Here is a 19382-nt window from a genome sequence, read left to right on the forward strand (position 1 = left end):
TTGCCTTGACAACCTCTCCGGAAATCCGTATTATTTTATTAAATGAACTATGGTTCGTATTAAAATCCGCATCACGTTTGCGCATCTTACCGCCCTTTGCGGGCGTTAGTATCAATCCGTATCGGACCAAGAATTTATTATGAAGGACTTATTTTGGAGGTTTTATCATGGCAATCAAAAGTACGATCAAAAGCGCGGGGGCTAACGTTGCGTTTTCTGCAGCGTTCAAGTACCTCGAAAAAGACCCGGTCAAGAATCTTCCGAAGCTGCTGAAGTGGGCGGACGGATTCACGAAAGGCAACCAGTGGAACAATTCCGTTAAGAATTTCCAGAACTGGTGGGATCAGCAGACGTGGCAGGGCGTTCTGATGAAACGCGTCCTCACCGATGTTAACGTAAACTACCTGAAGCGCTTCATTCTGAACTTCTTTCTGAACTCCGGCGTAAAGGGTATGCCGATCGCTCAGGCAAAGGGTAAAGAGATGGGCGTTCAGATCCCGTGGGCGATCCTCATGGACCCGACTTCCGCGTGCAATCTCAAGTGCATCGGCTGCTGGGCGGCAGAATATGGCAAGCATTACAATCTGACCTATGAAAAGATGGACGAGATCATCACGCAGGGCAAGGAGCTCGGCATCTATGTATACCTGTTCTCAGGCGGCGAACCGCTGGTTCGTAAAAAAGACCTGATCCGTCTTGCGGAGAAGCATTCCGACTGTGCGTTCGGCGCATTCACAAACGCTACTCTGATCGACGAAGACTTTGTACAGGATCTGCTGCGCGTTGGCAACTTTACTTTCATGATCTCCGTAGAAGGCACACCGGAAGAAACAGACGCACGACGCGGAAAAGGCACGTATGATAAAGTCATGAAGGCCATGAAGCTGCTGAAGGATGCGGGTATTCCGTTCGGTTATTCCGCTTGCTACCACAGCCAGAACTACAAAACCATCGCGAGCGACGAATGGAACGACACGATGATCGAGGCAGGCTGCCTGTTCGGTTGGCTGTTCACCTATATGCCGATTGGTAAAGACGCCGTTATGGACCTGTGTGTAACGCCCGAGCAAAGGGCTCACATGTATCAGCGCGTTCGTGAGATGCGTGAATATAAGCCGATCTTTATCCTCGACTTCTGGAACGACGGCGAATATGTCGGCGGCTGCATCGCCGGCGGGCGCCGCTACTTCCACATCAATTCCAACGGCGACTGCGAGCCGTGCGCATTTATCCACTATGCGACGCATAATATCAACGAATGCACGCTTGAAGAGGCTCTCGGCAGCCCGCTCTTCCGCAAGTATCAGGAAGGTCAGCCGTTCTCCGATAACCTTCTGCGTCCGTGCCCGCTGCTCGATAATCCGGACGGCCTCAGAAAGGCAGTCCATGAATCCGGTGCACATCCGACACAGGACCTTGACCTCGAGGGTGTCGACGTGCTGACGGCTAAAACGGACAAAATCGCTGAAAACTGGAAAGTAAAAGCAGACGAGATCTGGTCCTGCGGACATTATCCGTTCAATGGCATCATCAACCACGCGATGGGCAAACGTGTCGATACAACGAATGGAATGGGCGCTGCCGGCTGCGGAAACTGCGGACATGTTCCGTGCGACAGAGCGACTGAGATCCCGGAAAACCTGAAATAAAAATCAACAATCTACTTTACGGCATGGCGAAAGTCATGCCGTATTTTTTATCTGTTTACAAACCATATCTTCCCCCTCTATAATAAAAATGGGTCTAAAAATCTATCAGACAGGAGAAAGGATATGCTGTTTACAACACGCGAAAGTATTACGGGAAAAACGTTGGAGGAGCTTGGTATCGTTACGGGCAGTACAGTCCAAAGCGTGCACATCGGCAAAGATTTTATGGCAGGCTTCAAAACGCTGGTCGGCGGGGAACTTACCTCCTATACCGAGATGATGCAGGAGGCCCGCAAGATCGCTACCGGCCGTATGGTTGCCGAAGCTTCCAAAATGGGTGCGGACGCTATCGTGGCTATGCGTTATGCTTCTTCCTCCATCACACAGGGAGCGGCCGAGATCATTGCCTACGGCACCGCAGTGAAATTCAAAGATTAAATTTTTCAATATAAAAGAGACGGGCTATCCCGTCTCTTTTATATTGCATTCTGATCGTCCTTACGGCTGCATCTGCTGTCCGCCTGTCACATTGAGCGCCTGTCCCGTCATGTAGGACGCATCGTCGCTTGCAATGAATACGAGGCAATTTGCAATATCTTCATACTGGCAGCCGCGCTTCATCGGTACCTGATTGATATATTTCTGGCGCACTTCTTCCTCTGTGATACCCTGATTCCTTGCATACTGCTTGAACAGGCTGTTGACCCAAAGCGGGCTGTCGAGCATGTTGCCCGGGCAGATCGCATTCACGCGGATGTTGTCTTCTGCGAGTTCGAGCGCAAGGCTCTCTACGAGACCGATACCCCCGAATTTCGAGGATGCATACGCGGAATTTTTTGCAGAACCCTTTTTGCCGGATTTGCTGTTGATCTGTACGATGCTGCCATAGCCCTGCTTTTTCATGACCGGGATAGCCGCTTTCACAGTGTTAAAGAAGCCGCAGAGGTTTACGTCGATGACGAATTTCCATTTTTCCGGATCAAATTCTTCGATTGCTCCGGAAATAACGATCGCTGCATTTGCAACAAGGATATCCACTTTTCCATATTTGTCGACCGCCGTCTTGATCAGCGCTTCGCAATCTGCGTATTTCGTTACGTCAAGCTTTACCGCGACCGCATCTTTCAAAAGCTTTGCCGTTTCACATGCGCCTTCGTAATTCATATCGCCGATCACGACCTTCGCGCCTTCGTCTGAACAACGCTGAGCGAGCGCCTGCCCAAGTCCCTGTGCTGCGCCAGTGATCACGACTACCTTGTCTTTAAATTTCATGCACCGTTCCATCTTTTTCTTCTCTCCTATCCTACACAAGTTTTTCTATAAATTCCGCAAGCGCTTTTGCGCTGTGCTTTTTCCCCCATTTTCTCTGCGCTCGCTCCATTTCTTTCAGCTTCAGGCTATTGAGGCGCAGCTGCATGATCACCTGACTGACCGACTGATATTGGCTGCAATGCACCGCGAGGGAATGGTTGAGCAAAAACGCATGATTCATATTCTCCACCCCCGGCATCGGCTTCATCAGCAAAAGCGGCTTGCATTTGGCGATCGTTTCAGAGGTCGAAAGGCCTCCCGGCTTTGTGATAACAACGTCCGCCGCATCGATATACTTTTCCATATTGTCCACAAAGCCCAGCACTTCCACGCTGTTTTTGTAAGCTACGGAAGCAAGCTTATTTTTCAGCCGTTTATTGGAACCGCAGACTGCGACGATCTGCACATCCTCCATTTGGTCAATATCCTGTATAACGGGCACCATGCCCGAAAATCCCATTCCTCCCGACGCCAAAAGTACGGTAAATCTCTCCTTATCGAGTCCAAGCTGCCCACGCGCTTCGTTGCGCGGCAAGGCTCTCGTAAATTTCGGGTCTACGGGGATCCCTGTCGGCAATATCTTACTTTCCGGAATACCTCTCCGTGTAAATTCCGGAATAAGCAGCTCGTTTGCCGCCACAAAATAATCCATCGCCGTATATTCCCAAAATGGATGGAGGGAATAATCCGTCACGATCCCGATGCTTTTGATGCGCTCGTCATACATCCCCGCTTCTTTCAGCGCCGTGACGAGCATTGCCGTCATCACGATCGAGCACACGATCACATCTGGCTTTTCTTCATCTATATATTTCTGCAGCTTGTTTTTGGCAAGATTGGCAAAGGCCCATGGGAAATACAGCTTCATGTCCGCACGGCCATTCGCTTTTTCCGCTCCCTTATAAATCGTTTCATTCAGTTTCGGGACGAAACGCCCCATCGCAACATATCCTTTGTCGAACCCAAGACCGATTGCCTTATTCAGAAATTTATAGGTATCAAGAATCTTGCATTCATGTCCTCTTTTTACAAGGGCGGCGCGCAGAGCTTTACTGGTTGAGTTATGTCCCTGCCCGACGGTCATACTTAAGACCAGCACTTTCATCGTCCAACCTCCGCATTTTACATTACCCCAACGATCCTATTTTAATATAGCATAGGCAAATGTTATTATCAACGCTTTAAGTCCCAAAGAATTCTTACAAATTCCTTATGCCTTGCTCTTATTTATACTTTCTGTGCAATCTCTCTTAAAAAACCGGCAGAAATGTTATTTTGTCCAAAAATCCACAATGCCCCTTCAGGCTGCGCCATCATCACAACGCTAAAAAACGGTGTGCCGAATATTCACACCGTTTCTCAGCTTTATTCCCAAAGGTGCACAAACGAAATCAGGGATCAGACTTCTGTATGCGCCGCCCGCTTTATAGAGGCGCCCATATTTATTTTCTATTCGCCCAGTAAGGCTTTCAAGTCTGTATTTTTCAAATAATTCGCAATATATTCCCTCGTTGCCGCATACACTTTTTCCCTCGCATATTCAATGTCATTTGCACGTTCTTCCAATGCGAATTCATAGGTTTGCCGCAATTCCGTGCCGACATTGATCTTTGCAATCCCCGCTTTGACCGCATCCAATATATATTGATGCCTGATCCCTGAACCGCCATGCAGGACCAGCGGTATTTTGACTGCCTGAAACAGGGATTCAATGTGCTGCACATCGAGTTTCGCTTCCGGTTTTTTCTGGTTGCGGACCAACTCGGCGACCGCGCCATGTATGTTCCCTACGGCGACTGAAAGCCAGTCACAGCCGCTTTCTTCCACGAATCGAACCGCTTCCTCTATTTTAGTAAATCCTATTTTTTCTGCGAATATCTGTTCATATGGCGGCAATTCTTTGCTTTCGTGTCCCATGACCGCTCCCAGTTCCGCCTCGCATGGTATACCAGCCGCATGGGCCGCCGCAGCTGCTTCCGCTGTTTTTTCAATATTCCCATTCAAATCGAGACGCGAGCCGTCGATCATAATAGACTGATATCCTGCGATGATCGCGCGTTCGATCAGCTGCATATAGAGAACCGGCTTATAATCCTCGTCAATTACAGGAATGTGGTCCAAATGGAGCAGCGTATGTTCATCGTTTTTATACTTTTCATACTCCTCTGCTACACGCTCCAGAGATTCTGCCTGCATTTTCTCCCATTCTACCCTTGCGACCTGAAGCATCGCCACACTGTTTTCATCAACGATGGCCTGCACGATCGGCTTTACCATGGGAATGTGGGGAATATTGAATGCCGGAATACACTTTCCGATCATGCGTGCCTTTTTTATTACTGTATTTGCTTCCATATAACCAACGCCCTCCTTAATAATTTTTTAAATAATCGGCTGAAAGCGCTTTATAGACTTTATAGTTTTCCCTCTGTTTTCTTCCGTTCACACAGTCCGGTTCAAAATAAACCACATCATTTTTGACCTGTTCCTGCGCTTCATCCACTGTTTTGCTCCATCCATTTCCCAGCGAGGCTAAAATACAGCTTCCAAGCGACGGCAATTCAATATTTTTCATCCTTCCCATCCTCGTGTTCAGCAGATCCGCCCGCAGCCCGATCAGTTTATCCGACCGCGAACCGCCGCCGCCAAAATGGATATTATGGAATACTCCATTCGTAGTTCCTTTGATATAATCGATGCAGGCGACAAATTGGTAAGCAAGGCTTTTCAGCAGCGCTTCAAATATATCCTCCAATGTCGTCGCCATACTCATGCCCAGAATCGCGCCGTGATAGTTCTCCATATAAGGAAGCACGAACAGGCGGCTTTCTTTTTGCAAGTCTGCTTTCGCTATCATCTGCCCGATATCGGCTTTTGTATCCGCTAAAAGATTTTTGCAATACCACTCCAGCATTGCCCCTGCTGTCGGAAATGCGTCCATCACCGTATATTTCCCCCGAAAAGGCGAATTATAGCAGCACGAAAAAATAAGGGAATCCCCAAACTCATTGCAGCCTGTTACAAACTCGTCTGAAAAATACCCGATCTGTTCGTAAGTCCCCATGAGTACGCCCAGCGTTCCGATTTGATCTGTTTTTACGTCTGCGGCTAAAAGAGAAGCCGATACATCGTGACATCCGATCGTCACGGGAACCGGGCCGCCCAGTTCCACCCGCCCATAAGAACGGATCTTCCCCACAACGGTCTGTGATTCCACGATAGTTGTTCCAAGCTGCTCCTCCGTCATTCCGCACACATCGAGGATCGGTTCTGACCACTGTTCCCGTTGCACGTCATAAGCCAGCTTTCTTGCCGCCATTGTCCTGTCCTGTATATCTCCGAATCCAAGCTTGTGCATAATATATTGCTGATTCGTATAGAAAGCTTCTGATCGTGCGAATACGTCTGGGCAGTTCCGCTTGAGCCACAGGATTTTAGAGGCAGAGCTTAGCGTGCTCAGCGTATTTCCGGTGATCTTTCCATATTGTTCTGCGCCGATCTCCCGCGCAAGTGTCTCGACTTCCCGGTAAGACCTTCCGCAAAATCCGGGCAGCATCCGGTATAGCGCGTTTCCTTTCCCGTCGACCGGCGTAATATTATCTCCAAAAAACGAAAAGGTAACAGCAGCGATTTCTACGGCGCCTCCTAAGCGTATCGTTTCGGCCACGGCCGTCTCGGACGCCGTCCATATTTCTTCCGCGTCGAGCTCGATTTGATTTGCCGCAGGAGTATACCAGCAGTATTTTCTGCTTGTTCCCGCAACGGTTTTCATCGTTTGCCGATCGAAGAGCGTTACATGTACGTTTGAGGTCCCAAAATCAATTGCCAGATAGCATGCCTGCTTGCCCATTGAAAACCATCCCCTCTCTCCAGTCCTCAAGCGATCGTATTGCGCAGAGGTTGTCCTTTAAAATAGTCTTTTAAGCTGTCTGCAACGATCGCAACAGAGGCGGTGAAGGTGCCGATCGATGTTCCGGCAAGATGGGCCGACAGAGTAACATTATCCAATTTTCGCAGTAAATGGTCCGCACTCAGCGGTTCTTCCTGAAAAACATCCAAAACCGCTCCTCCGATCTTTTTCTCCTGCAGCGCCTCTATCAATGCCTTCTCATCTACCAAGCCTGCCCGCGCGGTGTTTACGAAAATTGCAGTCGGTTTCATCTTGCTGATCCACTCCCTGCTGAACATCCCTTTCGTTTCCGGAGTCAGCCGCATATGAAGCGATACAAAATCACATTCCGAAACCACTTCCTCCATGCTGCCCGCGATGCAGCCCAGCGCCTCAATATCTTTCTTTTCGCAATAGGGATCGTATACCATAATAGCCGAACCGAACGCTTTCAGGCGTTTTGCGATTCTTTTTCCGATATCTCCGAAGCCAATCAGCCCCACTTTCATGTTGCACATGTTATCTGAATAGGACATATTATCAAACTTCTTTGTCCACAGTCCTCTTTTGATATCAGCGTCCGTCCTTGCGATATTTCTCATCTCGCACAGCATTGCCGCGACTGTAAAGTCCGCTACAGCCGCCGCCGCGCGCCCCGGGGCGTTGATCACTTTAATATTTCTTTTTGCCGCTTCTCCGAGATTGATATTTTCTGCGCCGGTCCTCAATGTTCCTATGATCTTCAGATTGGGGGCGGAATCCATCAGCTTTTTCCCCACCGGAGCAAAATGGGTAATGATGATCTCTGCATCTGCTACCGCCCGGTATGCTTCGGGGTTGATCGGCGTTTTATCCGGCCCGTTTACTTCTACCTCCAGCATGGAATTCTGATATTCAAGCGGTGTCTCGCCTACTGTTTTTTCGATCAATTCCACCTCGTATCCATATTCTTCCAGTTCGCAAAAGCCGCTCATCGCTGCCTTGTCGATCCCTCTGTCATAAATACAAACGACTTTTTTCGCCATCTTTCTCTCTCCTTTTGTTCTGTCTTTTATATTGAGCTTCCAAAATCGACCCAGCCTTTCATATAATCCGGGTCTCCGCCTTTCAGCATCGTTTCCTGCAAGGTGTCGAGCGTACATCTGTGTGTAAAGATAGCTCCAAATCCTAATTTTTTGAATTTGCACAGCATTTGAAAGGCCTTGTGAAACGCACTTGCCGTATTTACGCTCATCCCGATGTAGGTTGCATGTTTGCTGCACAGATCCCGTGCAGGATCGAATTCCACCGTATTCTTCCCTACGATATTCCCAACCTCAATCAACGTTCCCACATTTTTCATCAGATCGATCCCGTCGCGGAATGCCTGCGGCGAACCGGCGCATTGGAATACGACATCCGCACCCTTTCCGTGGTTCAGGCCCATAATAATATCCCGCCGCTCTTCAATGGACATCTTTGCCGAATTCATTATGACATCGGCCTGCGACAGCTTTTGTGCCAAGGCCAGTTTCTGATCGCTGAAGCCGCTGATAACAATATTCTGTACTCCCAGCGTACGAGCGATCATAGCCGTAAGTGCTGCAACCTGTCCGTCTCCGATCACAAGAACTGTGGACCCCAAATTGAAAGAATCTTCAAATATGCCCGGCGACCGCATCGCCAGCTCGACTGCCCGCATTGCGACTGCAGTCGGGTCGAGCAGCGAGGCAACGTTGCTCGGCATTTCTTCCGGCACCTGCCACATGAATGTTCCGGGAAATACATACATATATTCTGCAAATCCGCCCTTGATATAGGGCGCTTCCTCAACGGAGTTGGAACGGACCGGACTGCCGCCGACACCCAGCTCTTCAAAGGGTACGCCATATACGAAAGCATTTTCACAAATACCGCACGCTCCTATACCGTAGGTAAGGCAATTTGAACAGGTTCCGCATACGACCCATGGATATAGGCATATCCTGTCGCCTATTTTGACCGTTCCCGTATAGCAGCGCATTGCCTGTGCGGCATTTTTTCCCATTTCGACGATCCTGCCGCACATTTCATGTCCTAAGATCATCGGTTCCGGCGGCTCCTGCCGGAAAAGGTGCAGATCCGTTCCGCATATACTTGCAGCTTCCAGCTTAATGATGAGTCCGTCGTCCAGACACTTTGGCAATTGTACATCCCTAACGTCTATTTTCTGCCTTCCCGACCATACTGCCGCCTTGCATGTTTTCGCATCCATAAAATTTTTCCTCCTTATCAGGCTTCTGCGCCCGCTGCTTCCGCCGCGATACGCGCGCTCCGTGCACGCTGCATATTATCGAACGCGACTGCGAACAGCAGTACCGCCCCTTTTACGACCCACTGCCAATAAGTATCAAGGTTCAGCAATGTCATACCGTTGCTCAGCACCCCCATAATGAGAACGCCGGCAATTACATTGAGTATTTTTCCTTCACCGCCCGCGACACTTACGCCGCCCAGAACAGCTCCTGTAATGACATCCATCTCAAATCCTTCGCTGGTGTTGGGCTGGCCGGAATTGATCCGCGAGAGCATAATAACGCCCGCAAGACCCGCAAAGAATCCACTGAGTGCATATACTTTCAGAAGGCCCTTTTTTACATCTATCCCCGATAGCCGGGCAACCTCTTCATTTCCGCCAATAGCATAAACATAACGGCCAAACCTTGTTTTCTCGAGCAGCCACCAGCCGAACAGGAATACAAGCGCCATAATGATAACAGGGATCGGAATCCCCGCCATATAGCCCTGCCCTATGAACTTGATATCTTCCGGCAGCCCATAGACAGGAATCCCTTCCGTCAATATAAATGCAAATCCGCGGGCGATCGTTTGCATGGCAAGCGTTGCGATCAGAGCAGGCACCTGAAATCTCGCTACCATGATGCCGCTTACGGTTCCGCAGCCGGTTCCTACCAGAATTCCTATTATCATCGCCAATGCAACCGGCATTCCGGTATTGACGATGAGCAGCGCTGATACGACGCCGACAAGCGCGATGACGGAACCAACCGAAATATCGATTCCCGCTGTCAACAGGACCATCGTCATGCCGACTGAGCATATTCCGATCATGGAGACCTGACGAAGCATATTAAAAATATTGTTCGATGTCAGGAAGCTGTCCGGCGCAGAGAATGAGAAAAATGCCAGTACGATAATCAAGATCACATATACAAATACGTTGCTGAATGAAAGCTTCTTTTTCATAATATAATCGTTCCTCCCTCGGCAGCGCGGCCATCAGCCGCACGATGCCATTTCCAATATCTTTTCCTGAGACACCTCGTCTCCAGATATTTCTCCAACGAGCCTCCCCTGCTGCATGACGAGGATCCTGTCGCTCATCCCGATCAGTTCAGGCATTTCAGAGGAAATCATGATGATCGATTTCCCTGCCTTGATCAATTCGTTCATCAAAAGATAAATCTCATACTTCGCCCCAACATCGATCCCCCGGGTCGGTTCGTCCAGAATGAGAATATCCGCGTCGACTGCCAGCCATTTCGCGATCGCTACCTTCTGTTGATTTCCGCCCGATAGGTTGCTCGCCAATTGCTCCATACTGGGCGCTTTGATATTAAGGGCTTTTATATACTCGTCCGCAAGATTTCTTTCTTTTTTCCTATTGATGCCCATAAAGCTGCAAATTTCTTTTCCCTTCAGTTTTACAAGCGATATATTTTCTCTGATACTCAGCGTCAGAGAAACACCTTGTCCTTTACGGTCTTCCGGAATCAGACTGATACGCTGTTCGATCGCATTTTCCGGTTTATGTATCTCTATCCGCTTTCCATATAAATAGATTTCCCCCGCAGTTTTCCGGTCTGCACCGAACAGGGCGCGCATCACTTCCGTTCTTCCTGCGCCTACAAGTCCGGCAAAGCCAAGGATCTCTCCCTTATGCAGAGAAAAAGAAACATCGTGTATCTTTGTCAGATCTGTTGACAGGTGTTCGACCCGAAGGATCTCTTCGCCCGGAACACTCTCCCGTTTCGGATATTCTTCCGTTAGATCCCGTCCGACGATCAGACTGATCAATTCTTTTCTGTTGGTCTTATCGGCATCCATCGTACAGATATATTTCCCGTCCCGCATCACGGTGATCCGGTCCGCAACTTCAAATATCTCTTCCATCCGATGGGAGATATAAATGATGGAAACCCCTTCGTTTTTCAGCGATTGTATCAATGAGAATAATATTTCAACTTCCCGGTTCGAAAGGGGCGCCGTCGGCTCGTCCATACAAAGGACCTGCGCATTCTCAAGTACCGCTTTAGCGATCTCTACAAGCTGTTTGTATGCATTTGGCAAGTCGCATACCCGCGCTTCAGGATCGATCTTGATTTGGAAACGTTCGAATATTTCTATTGTTTTTGCAATCATTTCCTTTTTATTGAGATTCGGCCCGGCTGTGATTTCTTTCCCTAAAAATAGATTTTCGTAAACCTTCAGATAGGGAACAAGGTTAAATTCCTGATAGATCATGCTGATTCCCTTTTCTTTCGCCGCATTCGGCGTCAGGCCCGTAACTTTTTCCCCGAATAAATAGTATTCGCCCGACGTCATCGGCTGGGCGCCTGCAATGATTTTGCACAGCGTCGATTTTCCGGCTCCATTTTCCCCGAGCAATGCATGTACTTCGCCTTTTTTCAATTCAAAATCAACGTGGTCGAGCGCTTTTACCCCCGGAAAATATTTACAGATATCTACCATTTTGATATTGAGATCGTTGTTTTCCATTTGCACGTATGACACCTCGTGTTTTCGTCTCGTTTCGGGAGCGGAGCGTTATAAGACGCTCCGCTCCCTCTAAGCTCTCTTCTTTATAGCGATCTATTGGATATATTCATCGATATTTTCCGCACTGATCGCATTGACCGGTACCATATAGGATTCCGGAATTTCTTCCCCATTCTTCAGTGCCAAGGCATAATCGATAAACTGTTGTCCCGTTCCGACCGGATTCAGGTATACCGTACCTCTGTAAATAGTTCCTCCTTTGATCAGTTCAAGGGCCTGATCTGTTCCGTCTACGCCTCCAATAAAGAATTCATCCCCCATATCGCGTGCCGAGACCGTCTCATAGGCTCCTAATGCACCGGAATCGTTGATGCCGATGATCGCGCAGACATCCGGATGTGCGGAAAGAATGTTTTCAGCTGCAGTCATGCCAAGGTCCGTCGTATGTGCGTCGACCTTCGTCACACATTCTGCATTGGGTACAAACTCCTCAATACCGGCCTGAATGCCGTTTTCGCGGCCAATGGTCTGCTCCAGCTGGCTTTGCGTAAGGATAGCATATTTGCAGCCCGCCTCTTCGCCGAACGTATCTACCATCCACTGTCCGGCCAACTGTCCGATGGCGGTTCCCATCTCTATCTCGTCTACATTCATATTACACGTCGCATCATCATAGGCAGTCGTATGCGTAATAACAGGAATATTCGCGTTCTTCGCTTCCCCGATCACGCCCTGCAACGATTCCGCGTCGACCGGCCCGACTACAATAACATCCACTCCTTGTGAAATGAAGTTCTCTAAGGCCGTAACCTGTGTGGCCGCATCAGATTTCCCGTCTGTCACGATCGTTTTTATTCCCGCTTCCTCTCCGGCTTCTTCAAAGGAATTCGCAATCGCGGCCCAGAAATTATTCGACAGGTCCATCGGGCAGAAGCCTACCGTATATTCACCGTCCGCAGCCGCGCCGTCTTCGCTGGCCGCAGCCTGCTGCGATTCAGCCGGTTCTGTTCCAGAGCTCTCAGCGGGCGAGCTCATGCTGCACGCTGCCAAGCTAAACACTAAGAGGGTTCCCAATACTAAAGCGACAATTTTTTTCATTTTATACTTCCTCCTTATTTTTTATTGCAAAGATAATTTTCTCTTTGCAAATCATTTTTGAAATTGTTTCGTTTTGTTTATTTCAAAATTTATATCTCGTATTTTTTCGTTTTATGTTTTGAAATCTGTTAATTCGAATGTTTTATGTTTCATATATTACCGATATCTCGTTTTTATGTCAATACTTTTTTCGGTTTTTTACGAAAATATTTCTATTACACAATTTCAATCCATAAAACCACTTCTTTTTGTTTCGTTTTTTACTTTTTATATTTATTCCGGCAGTATAAAAAACGCTGTTCTCCTTACTGTTTTAGCCGTATTTTCCAGATGTTTTAAAACAAATCATGAATTCACTTGATTTTTTTTTTGAAATTCGATATCATCTATTTAGGTTTCGAATTATAACATACATAGGAATTTAAAATGGACCATAAAAAACGACTCAGTATTGAAAAGCGCAAACAATATATCCTGTCTCTTTTGGATAAGCAAGGCTCTGTTACAGTATCAGAGCTCAGTGAATGTTTCCAGATGTCTGATGTTTCCATTCGCAAGCTGCTGATCACAATGGAGAATGAAGCCCTTTTGCAGCGCACTTGGGGCGGCGCGACCAAGCTGACCCGTGCGACCAACGAGCTTTCCTATCCGGTACGTGAAACGCGCAATCTTTCCGAGAAAATCGCGATCGCAAAAGTCGCATATGATTGTATCGAAGAAGGCGATGCCGTATATCTGGACAGCGGAACGACGACATTAGAGCTTGCCAAGCTGATCGCGCAGGGGAATAAACAAAACCTGCTGATCGCAACAAATGCGTTGGACCACGCGCGTGAATTACAGGCGCGGGCCGATTTGAATGTTATTATGGTCGGAGGAGAGATACGTCCTGATGTCAGAGCTTGCAGCGGTTATATAACAAATGATGTGATCCGCCAGCTTATTTTTGATAAAGGCTTTATTGGGGTCGAGCATATTTCTCCGGAGCATTCCTTCACTACGCCGAATATGCTCGATGCGGAATTGAAGCGGATCATTATACAGGCTTCGAAGCAAAACTATATTTTGGCAGACTATTCGAAGTTTTGGAATGATTCTCTTGTCCAGATCGTTCCTCTCCAGCAAATTTACCGCGTCATTACCGATTGGCATATGCCTGATACAGAACGAACCATTTTTACAGAAAAAGGAGTCGATATCGTCTCCGCACCGGCTCCTGCGCTCTTTTAAAAAATCCAGAGCAGCCCGCAGTATATCGGCATCAATACGATATACTGTTTTTACCCGAATAAAGTTTTTCTTCCTGTTCTTTTTATTATTTTGCGGAAAAGCCGTCTCGCCGCCTTGCCCGCACGTATCCGTTATGCTATCATGGGTAAGGTTATAAATTCACTGTTAAGGCAGGTTATGATATGAGTAAGAAGATCGTACTTACCGGCGGCGGCAGCGCCGGGCACGTAACGCCTAACCTCGCGCTGATCCCCGGTCTGCAGGCACACGATATTGAAGTGCACTATATCGGCACACAGGACGGGATCGAGCATACGCTTGTGCATGGCGTTCCCTACCATGTGATCGAGGCGGGCAAGATGCGCCGCTACGCAAGCGCTAAAAATATCACTGATATTTTCAAGATCATCAAGGGCTACGGGCAGGCCAAAAAGATTTTGCGTTCTCTCCAGCCCGATATCGTGTTTGCCAAGGGCGGCTTCGTCTCCGTGCCTGTGGCATGGGCGGCAGCCAAGCTTAATATCCCTGTCATTCTGCATGAAAGCGATTATACGCCCGGTCTCGCCAACCGTTTATGTATGAAAAAAGCGCAAACGGTATGTCTTTCCTTTGACACGCGCGAAGCGGCCGGCGGAAAGGGCGTTCTTACCGGCTCGCCTATCCGCAGCGGCCTTTTGACCGGAAGCCGGACTGCCGGGCTTAAAAAACTCGGGTTTAGCGGCGATAAACCGGTGTTATTAATAATGGGAGGGTCTCTGGGCGCACAGGCAGTAAACGATGCCGTCGATGCGGATATCGAGGAACTCACGAGCCGTTACAGCATCGTTCATCTGCGCGGAAAGGGAAAGCTGAACCCCACGCTCGACGGAAAAGCTGATTACCGGCAGTTCGAATATATCGAGGAGGGCTTGAACGATATTTTTGCCGCTGCCGACCTTGCGCTTTCGCGCTCGGGTGCAAACGCGATCTTTGAGTTCCTTGCCCTGCGGCTTCCCGCTCTTCTCGTTCCGCTGCCGCTGTCCGCCAGCCGCGGCGATCAGATCCTAAATGCGGATTATTTCAAGAAACGCGGCTATGCTGAGGTGATCGCGCAGGAAGACCTCACGCCGGAAACGCTTCTTTCCGCTCTTTGTGAGCTGGAGGCGCACCGTGAAGAGCTAATCGGCAATATGTCCCGAAGTGTGGAAGCGGATGGAACAAATAACGTACTTACTATTATTTTAAAAAGTATTGGAGTCAAATGAACATTCAGAATTTCGTAGAAAACTATCATGAGTTGCCGTCAGCCGAACGTAAGGAAGGCCTTTCCGACATCGTCAAAGGCGAAAAATTCAAAACAGTCCTCAATTTGGCAAAGGGCGCGAACACGCGCGCAGCTTTGCGCGTTCTTGCAGATGCAGGCAGTAGAGCCTCCGATTTTGTAAAGTCGAACGCCGAAAGCTTCCTGAAATTTTTGCATGCAAGCGACGCAAAAGTCCGCATGCATGCCGCTCAGATCATCGGCAATACCTGCGCGGGCGAATATCTCGACGAGCTGATCGGGGCGATCATGCACGAGCAGACGATGTTTGCTCTTCCCTCTTATTTGCTTGCTATCGGCCGCGCTAAAAGCGACCGCGCCAAACGGTTTCTCGATTCCTATCAGCTTCGAAGCGATCTTGAAAAGCACCGCGAAGAGGAAAAGGCCGCTCTTGATAAGGCGCTTGCCGGATTTATCATCCGAAAAAAAGCGCGCGTACGCATACTCCCCTCGGATATCGTGCTGCTCGCCTCGCCAAATCCGAACGTGACATATTCTCAATGTGCAGACGCGGGGCTGTCTCCTAAAAAACTGGGGCGTTATATTGCCGTTTCCGGGCTTTCTGATTTTTATAACATTTATCAGCTCCGCGCTTATACGGATGCCTATATCTATCTTGGTTCTTCTCCCGTCGCTGAGCTTCCGGCATTCTTGGCGCAGCGTGAACGCGCGGTTCTGCAGCGCACAGGAGTCACGGGTTACCGACTTGAGGTACGCAGCGTGACCCATCAGGTCCGTCTCGACATCATCAAAAAATGCGTTTCTTCTATGAAAGAGCTTGTGAATACGCCTTCTTCGTATTCCATTGAGATCATGATCGAATTAGATGGCGATAAGGCGCAGGTGTTTTTGAATCCGCTTACGGACGACCGCTTCTCCTACCGTAAAAAAGCGATCGCCGCCAGTATTCATCCCGGAGTTGCAGCAAGCGTGTGCGCATATGCAAGCGAGTTTTTTAACCCCGACGCACGCGTCCTCGATAATTTCTGCGGGAGCGGAACCATGCTGTATGAAAGGGGCTTTTATCCGCATCATTCCCTGACCGGAGCAGATATCAATATGACGGCTGTGGAGGCTGCCAAGGAAAACAGCCGGTATGCGCATGTGCATCCGCAGTTCCACTATATCGACTGTCTGAAGTTCACGGCAAAAAAATATGATGAAGTGATCGTCAACATGCCATTCGGGCTGCGGGTGGGAAACCATTCCAGAAATGAACGGCTTTACAGATCCTATTTCTCTATTCTCCCGGATATCCTTACAGAGGAGGGTCTTGCCGTACTTTATACGCATGAAAAGCAACTGACCGAACGTCTGATCAGGAACAACGGAAGATTCCAGACGTTGAAGCGTACGACCTTCGACGCAGGCGGCCTATATCCTGCCGTATATGTATTGCGGAAAAAATAATACATTGACATTGCAAAAACCCCCTTCGCACACTGCTGCAAAGGGGGTTTTTTTATTTTGTTCCGCTTTCCGAAGCTGTGTCCGCAGCTGCCGTACGCCCTCGTTCCGTTCTGCGCAGGCGCTTCATGATCAAGATGCCGATCGTCATGACGGCCGGAAAAATGATCGCTGATAAAAGTCCGATCTTAAGGCCCGCCTGTTCCGGTGAAAACCCGGACAAAATATCCCAGTTCAAGATGCCTGACGACTGTGCGTTCTCCGATACGAGCCCCGTCATCCACGGGCCGACCGAGCAGCCGAGATCGCCGCAGATCGCAAGAATACCGAACATTGCCGTTCCGCCTTTTGGATAACACTTCGCCGAATAGCTGAGCATTCCCGGCCAAAGCAGACTGACTGCAAAGCCGCAGACCGCGCACCCCATCAGCGAAAGGAGCGGCAGGCGCGTGAGGGAAACGATCAGATAGGAGCCTGCGCACAGAATAGAACATGCGAGCAGCGCGCTCGTTAGATTGATTTGTTTACCCCGCAGGCCATAGATCGTTCTTCCGATCCCCATAAACACGGCAAAAAGGCACGGCCCAAGCAGATCGCCCATCACTTTTGACACCCCGAGCGCTCTTTCCGCAAAAAGCGAGGACCATTGAGACATAGCTTGCTCGGCCGCGCCGGCGCACAGCATCGTGAGCATCGCGATCATAAATATCTTAGATACCAGCAGTTTCCGCACCGGTATTTTCTCATGCGTCTCTACCGGTGCCGGAAGAGGAACCTGCATGAACCTGATCCCATTATATACCGGTAATATCGCCCACAGCACAGGCAATATCACCCACATTCCGTGTCCGAATACGGAAAGGAATACCGTAGAGAGCAGAACGACCAGAACCTGTCCCCAGCAATAAAAGGAATGCAGCAGGCTCATAGCGGAGGCTTTGTTGTCCCCGGGAACCAAATCGACGATAGGGCTGATGACCACCTCAATCAAGCCTCCTCCCACCGCATATAGAAACACCGCTGTGCAAAGCCCGGCATACGGCTCCATGAGCCCGGGCAGCAGTCCAAGCGCAACAAGCCCTGCAGCACACAGGAAATGCGCCGACACCATACAGGTACGGTAACCGATCTTATCCACAAACCGGACCGCGATCGCGTCTACGGCAAGCTGCGTTCCAAAGTTCAGAAAAATCAGATTCCCGATCATGGAAAGAGAAAGATCGAATTGCTGCTGAAAAATAACAAACAACAGCGGAGCAAGATTTACAACCGCCGCCTGTACGATATAGCCGCGATAGCATGCATATATAGTTGATCGGTAGGTATGCGACATCTGGAACCTCTAAAATTCTAATCCCATTTTTTTTGCGCGCTGCGGGGCATCGGTCGCGGCCGCATCGCCTTTTGCATTTACGCCGGTCACGATCAGTTTTCCGCGGTCCGTCCATTCCAGATAGGATGCGATGCGTTCATAGCTCGCCGTCACGCCGTCGAAGGCTGTTTCGCTTTCATCTCCTCCGCAGACGAGGAGTACGCATTCCTTTCCTTTGAAATTCTTTCCGCCTGCCACGAAAGCATAAAATTTATCGATCACATTCTTGAGCTGCGCCGGAAAAGAAAACCAATACAGCGGCGCTGCAAAGACGACTGCATCCGCCGTAAGGATATCCTCCGCTATCCTGTTGAAATCGTCGTTAAAAAAGCATGCCCTGTCTCCGCGGTAACACCCGTCGCACGCGCGGCATCCCTTTACGTCAAGAGCTCCCGTTTCGATTTTTATGACTTCATGTCCTGCTTCCTTTGCTCCTGCAATAAACGCCTCTGCAATGCAGTCGCTGTTCCCGCCTCTGCGCGGACTGCCTGTCAATACAATGATTTTTTTCCCCATATTATTTCCCTCCAAAATGAAATCAGCTTTATTTTACATTCTACGGGAAAATATCCGGCCCGTAAAGTGGATATTTTTGAATATTCTGTAGTCAGGTATCCTTTTTTATTATTTTACAGCGTTTTCTATTTTACCTGTATATTCTTCTGAAAACAAAAGAAGCGCAGGTATCGGCCCGCACCTCTTTTGTTTTTACTTAAAATCGTTCTTTGCGTGTTCCCCTGCCTCACTGTCACTTTTCTACTGCATGGACAGAGAGGGCTTTCTTCTCTAACGGCCCTGCCGCGGCCATATCTCATATTTTTGCATAAGGCTGCGCCGCTTTACGCATCCTGCTTTCATATCTCCTGCCCGCAGGACTCAACCAACATTTTCAACCTGCATTTATCACAGCTGTAGATCTCGCGGATAGTAAGATGCTTCATTTTTTCGGCCTCTATCTCAAGAATATAGTCCATTACACGGCTGAACGAATCGTCCGGCAAAAAGTCCCGGCCGTGCAGCTTCGCATAGTCGCGCTCAAAGAGGCTGACTACGTCGTACAGACTGATTTTTTCAGCGGCCTTTCCCAAGCGGAATCCGCCCCGGCAGCCCTGTTCCGAGACGAGCAGCCCTGCATGCCGCATCTCATTCAATATCTTCATACAGTATTGATAGGTGACGCCTACCTGTGCCACGATCTCTTTCGCGGTCGCCAAAGGTTCTTCTTTAGCCGTAAGATAGCCAAGTATCTGCGCGGCATATATCGTAGTGACCTTCATCGCAATACTCTCCATAAATACGATTTTTCATGATATTTGACTTATTTACAGGTATATCCTATAATTTCATTGAATATCCCTTTACATTTAA

The 19382-nt window shown here is 48.9% G+C and carries 17 protein-coding genes; 5 read left to right on the plus strand and 12 right to left on the minus strand.

Translation table 11 applies throughout. The features are described 5' to 3' along the window. Positions 1–167 precede the first annotated feature (167 nt). Together PUP29_RS04280 and PUP29_RS04285 are read left to right on the plus strand one after the other, a co-directional pair. On the plus strand, positions 168–1649 hold the full coding sequence (locus PUP29_RS04280) for a radical SAM protein (RefSeq protein ID WP_079547016.1): 1482 nt from the start codon (positions 168–170) through the stop codon (positions 1647–1649). 123 nt (positions 1650–1772) lie between these two features. Continuing rightward, the gene (locus PUP29_RS04285; protein ID WP_079547015.1) at positions 1773–2087 is read left to right on the plus strand and encodes a YbjQ family protein; all 315 of its coding nucleotides are present in this window, start codon (positions 1773–1775) and stop codon (positions 2085–2087) included. Positions 2088–2147: 60 nt separating this feature from the next. On the opposite strand, the gene srlD is transcribed toward PUP29_RS04285, so the two are convergent. The 9 genes from srlD to PUP29_RS04330 form a co-directional block, all read right to left on the minus strand. Next, positions 2148–2921: a sorbitol-6-phosphate dehydrogenase gene (srlD, locus tag PUP29_RS04290; RefSeq protein ID WP_079547853.1), complete on the minus strand. Its 774-nt coding sequence runs from the start codon at positions 2919–2921 to the stop codon at positions 2148–2150. Between the two features lie 31 nt (positions 2922–2952). Then, positions 2953–4065 (minus strand): MGDG synthase family glycosyltransferase, encoded by a 1113-nt coding sequence (locus PUP29_RS04295; protein ID WP_079547014.1) that lies wholly within the window; start codon positions 4063–4065, stop codon positions 2953–2955. 344 nt (positions 4066–4409) lie between these two features. Next, the gene (locus PUP29_RS04300; RefSeq protein WP_079547013.1) at positions 4410–5315 is read right to left on the minus strand and encodes a class II fructose-bisphosphate aldolase; all 906 of its coding nucleotides are present in this window, start codon (positions 5313–5315) and stop codon (positions 4410–4412) included. Positions 5316–5331: 16 nt separating this feature from the next. Next, positions 5332–6810: an FGGY-family carbohydrate kinase gene (locus tag PUP29_RS04305; protein WP_079547012.1), complete on the minus strand. Its 1479-nt coding sequence runs from the start codon at positions 6808–6810 to the stop codon at positions 5332–5334. Between the two features lie 26 nt (positions 6811–6836). Beyond that, positions 6837–7874 carry a 2-hydroxyacid dehydrogenase gene (locus PUP29_RS04310; RefSeq protein WP_353423892.1) on the minus strand — a complete coding sequence of 346 codons (1038 nt, stop codon included), beginning with the start codon at positions 7872–7874 and terminating at the stop codon, positions 6837–6839. 26 nt (positions 7875–7900) lie between these two features. Beyond that, positions 7901–9082: a zinc-dependent alcohol dehydrogenase gene (locus PUP29_RS04315; RefSeq protein WP_079547010.1), complete on the minus strand. Its 1182-nt coding sequence runs from the start codon at positions 9080–9082 to the stop codon at positions 7901–7903. A 17-nt stretch (positions 9083–9099) separates the two neighbouring features. Beyond that, the gene (locus PUP29_RS04320) at positions 9100–10074 is read right to left on the minus strand and encodes an ABC transporter permease (protein ID WP_079547009.1); all 975 of its coding nucleotides are present in this window, start codon (positions 10072–10074) and stop codon (positions 9100–9102) included. A gap of 33 nt (positions 10075–10107) precedes the next feature. Then, positions 10108–11607, minus strand: coding sequence for a sugar ABC transporter ATP-binding protein (locus PUP29_RS04325; protein WP_079547008.1), 1500 nt, complete (start codon positions 11605–11607; stop codon positions 10108–10110). A gap of 93 nt (positions 11608–11700) precedes the next feature. After that, on the minus strand, positions 11701–12705 hold the full coding sequence (locus PUP29_RS04330; RefSeq protein WP_079547007.1) for a sugar ABC transporter substrate-binding protein: 1005 nt from the start codon (positions 12703–12705) through the stop codon (positions 11701–11703). Between the two features lie 426 nt (positions 12706–13131). Between PUP29_RS04330 and PUP29_RS04335 the strand changes: the two genes are divergently transcribed. From PUP29_RS04335 to PUP29_RS04345, 3 genes are all read left to right on the plus strand, one after another. Then, entirely contained in the window at positions 13132–13935 is an 804-nt protein-coding gene (locus tag PUP29_RS04335; RefSeq protein ID WP_079547006.1) for a DeoR/GlpR family DNA-binding transcription regulator, read from the plus strand. Positions 13936–14117: 182 nt separating this feature from the next. Further along, entirely contained in the window at positions 14118–15179 is a 1062-nt protein-coding gene (locus PUP29_RS04340) for an undecaprenyldiphospho-muramoylpentapeptide beta-N-acetylglucosaminyltransferase (protein WP_079547005.1), read from the plus strand. Beyond that, the gene (locus PUP29_RS04345) at positions 15176–16645 is read left to right on the plus strand and encodes a methyltransferase (protein WP_079547004.1); all 1470 of its coding nucleotides are present in this window, start codon (positions 15176–15178) and stop codon (positions 16643–16645) included. Before PUP29_RS04340 ends, PUP29_RS04345 begins: the two co-directional genes overlap by 4 nt. Before the next feature lie 52 nt (positions 16646–16697). Here PUP29_RS04345 and PUP29_RS04350 read toward each other — a convergent pair whose 3' ends face one another. The 3 genes from PUP29_RS04350 to PUP29_RS04360 all read right to left on the minus strand — a co-directional run bounded on the left by PUP29_RS04350 (position 16698) and on the right by PUP29_RS04360 (position 19306). Beyond that, complete coding sequence (locus PUP29_RS04350; RefSeq protein ID WP_079547003.1) at positions 16698–17975, minus strand: MFS transporter; 1278 nt, start codon at positions 17973–17975, stop codon at positions 16698–16700. A gap of 9 nt (positions 17976–17984) precedes the next feature. Continuing rightward, positions 17985–18530 (minus strand): flavodoxin family protein, encoded by a 546-nt coding sequence (locus PUP29_RS04355; RefSeq protein WP_079547002.1) that lies wholly within the window; start codon positions 18528–18530, stop codon positions 17985–17987. 338 nt (positions 18531–18868) lie between these two features. Beyond that, positions 18869–19306, minus strand: coding sequence for an Rrf2 family transcriptional regulator (locus tag PUP29_RS04360; RefSeq protein WP_079547001.1), 438 nt, complete (start codon positions 19304–19306; stop codon positions 18869–18871). Positions 19307–19382 lie beyond the last annotated feature (76 nt).

Origin of the sequence: Christensenella massiliensis (genome assembly GCF_040409835.1) — a bacterium.
Classification (GTDB): domain Bacteria; phylum Bacillota; class Clostridia; order Christensenellales; family Christensenellaceae; genus Christensenella; species Christensenella massiliensis.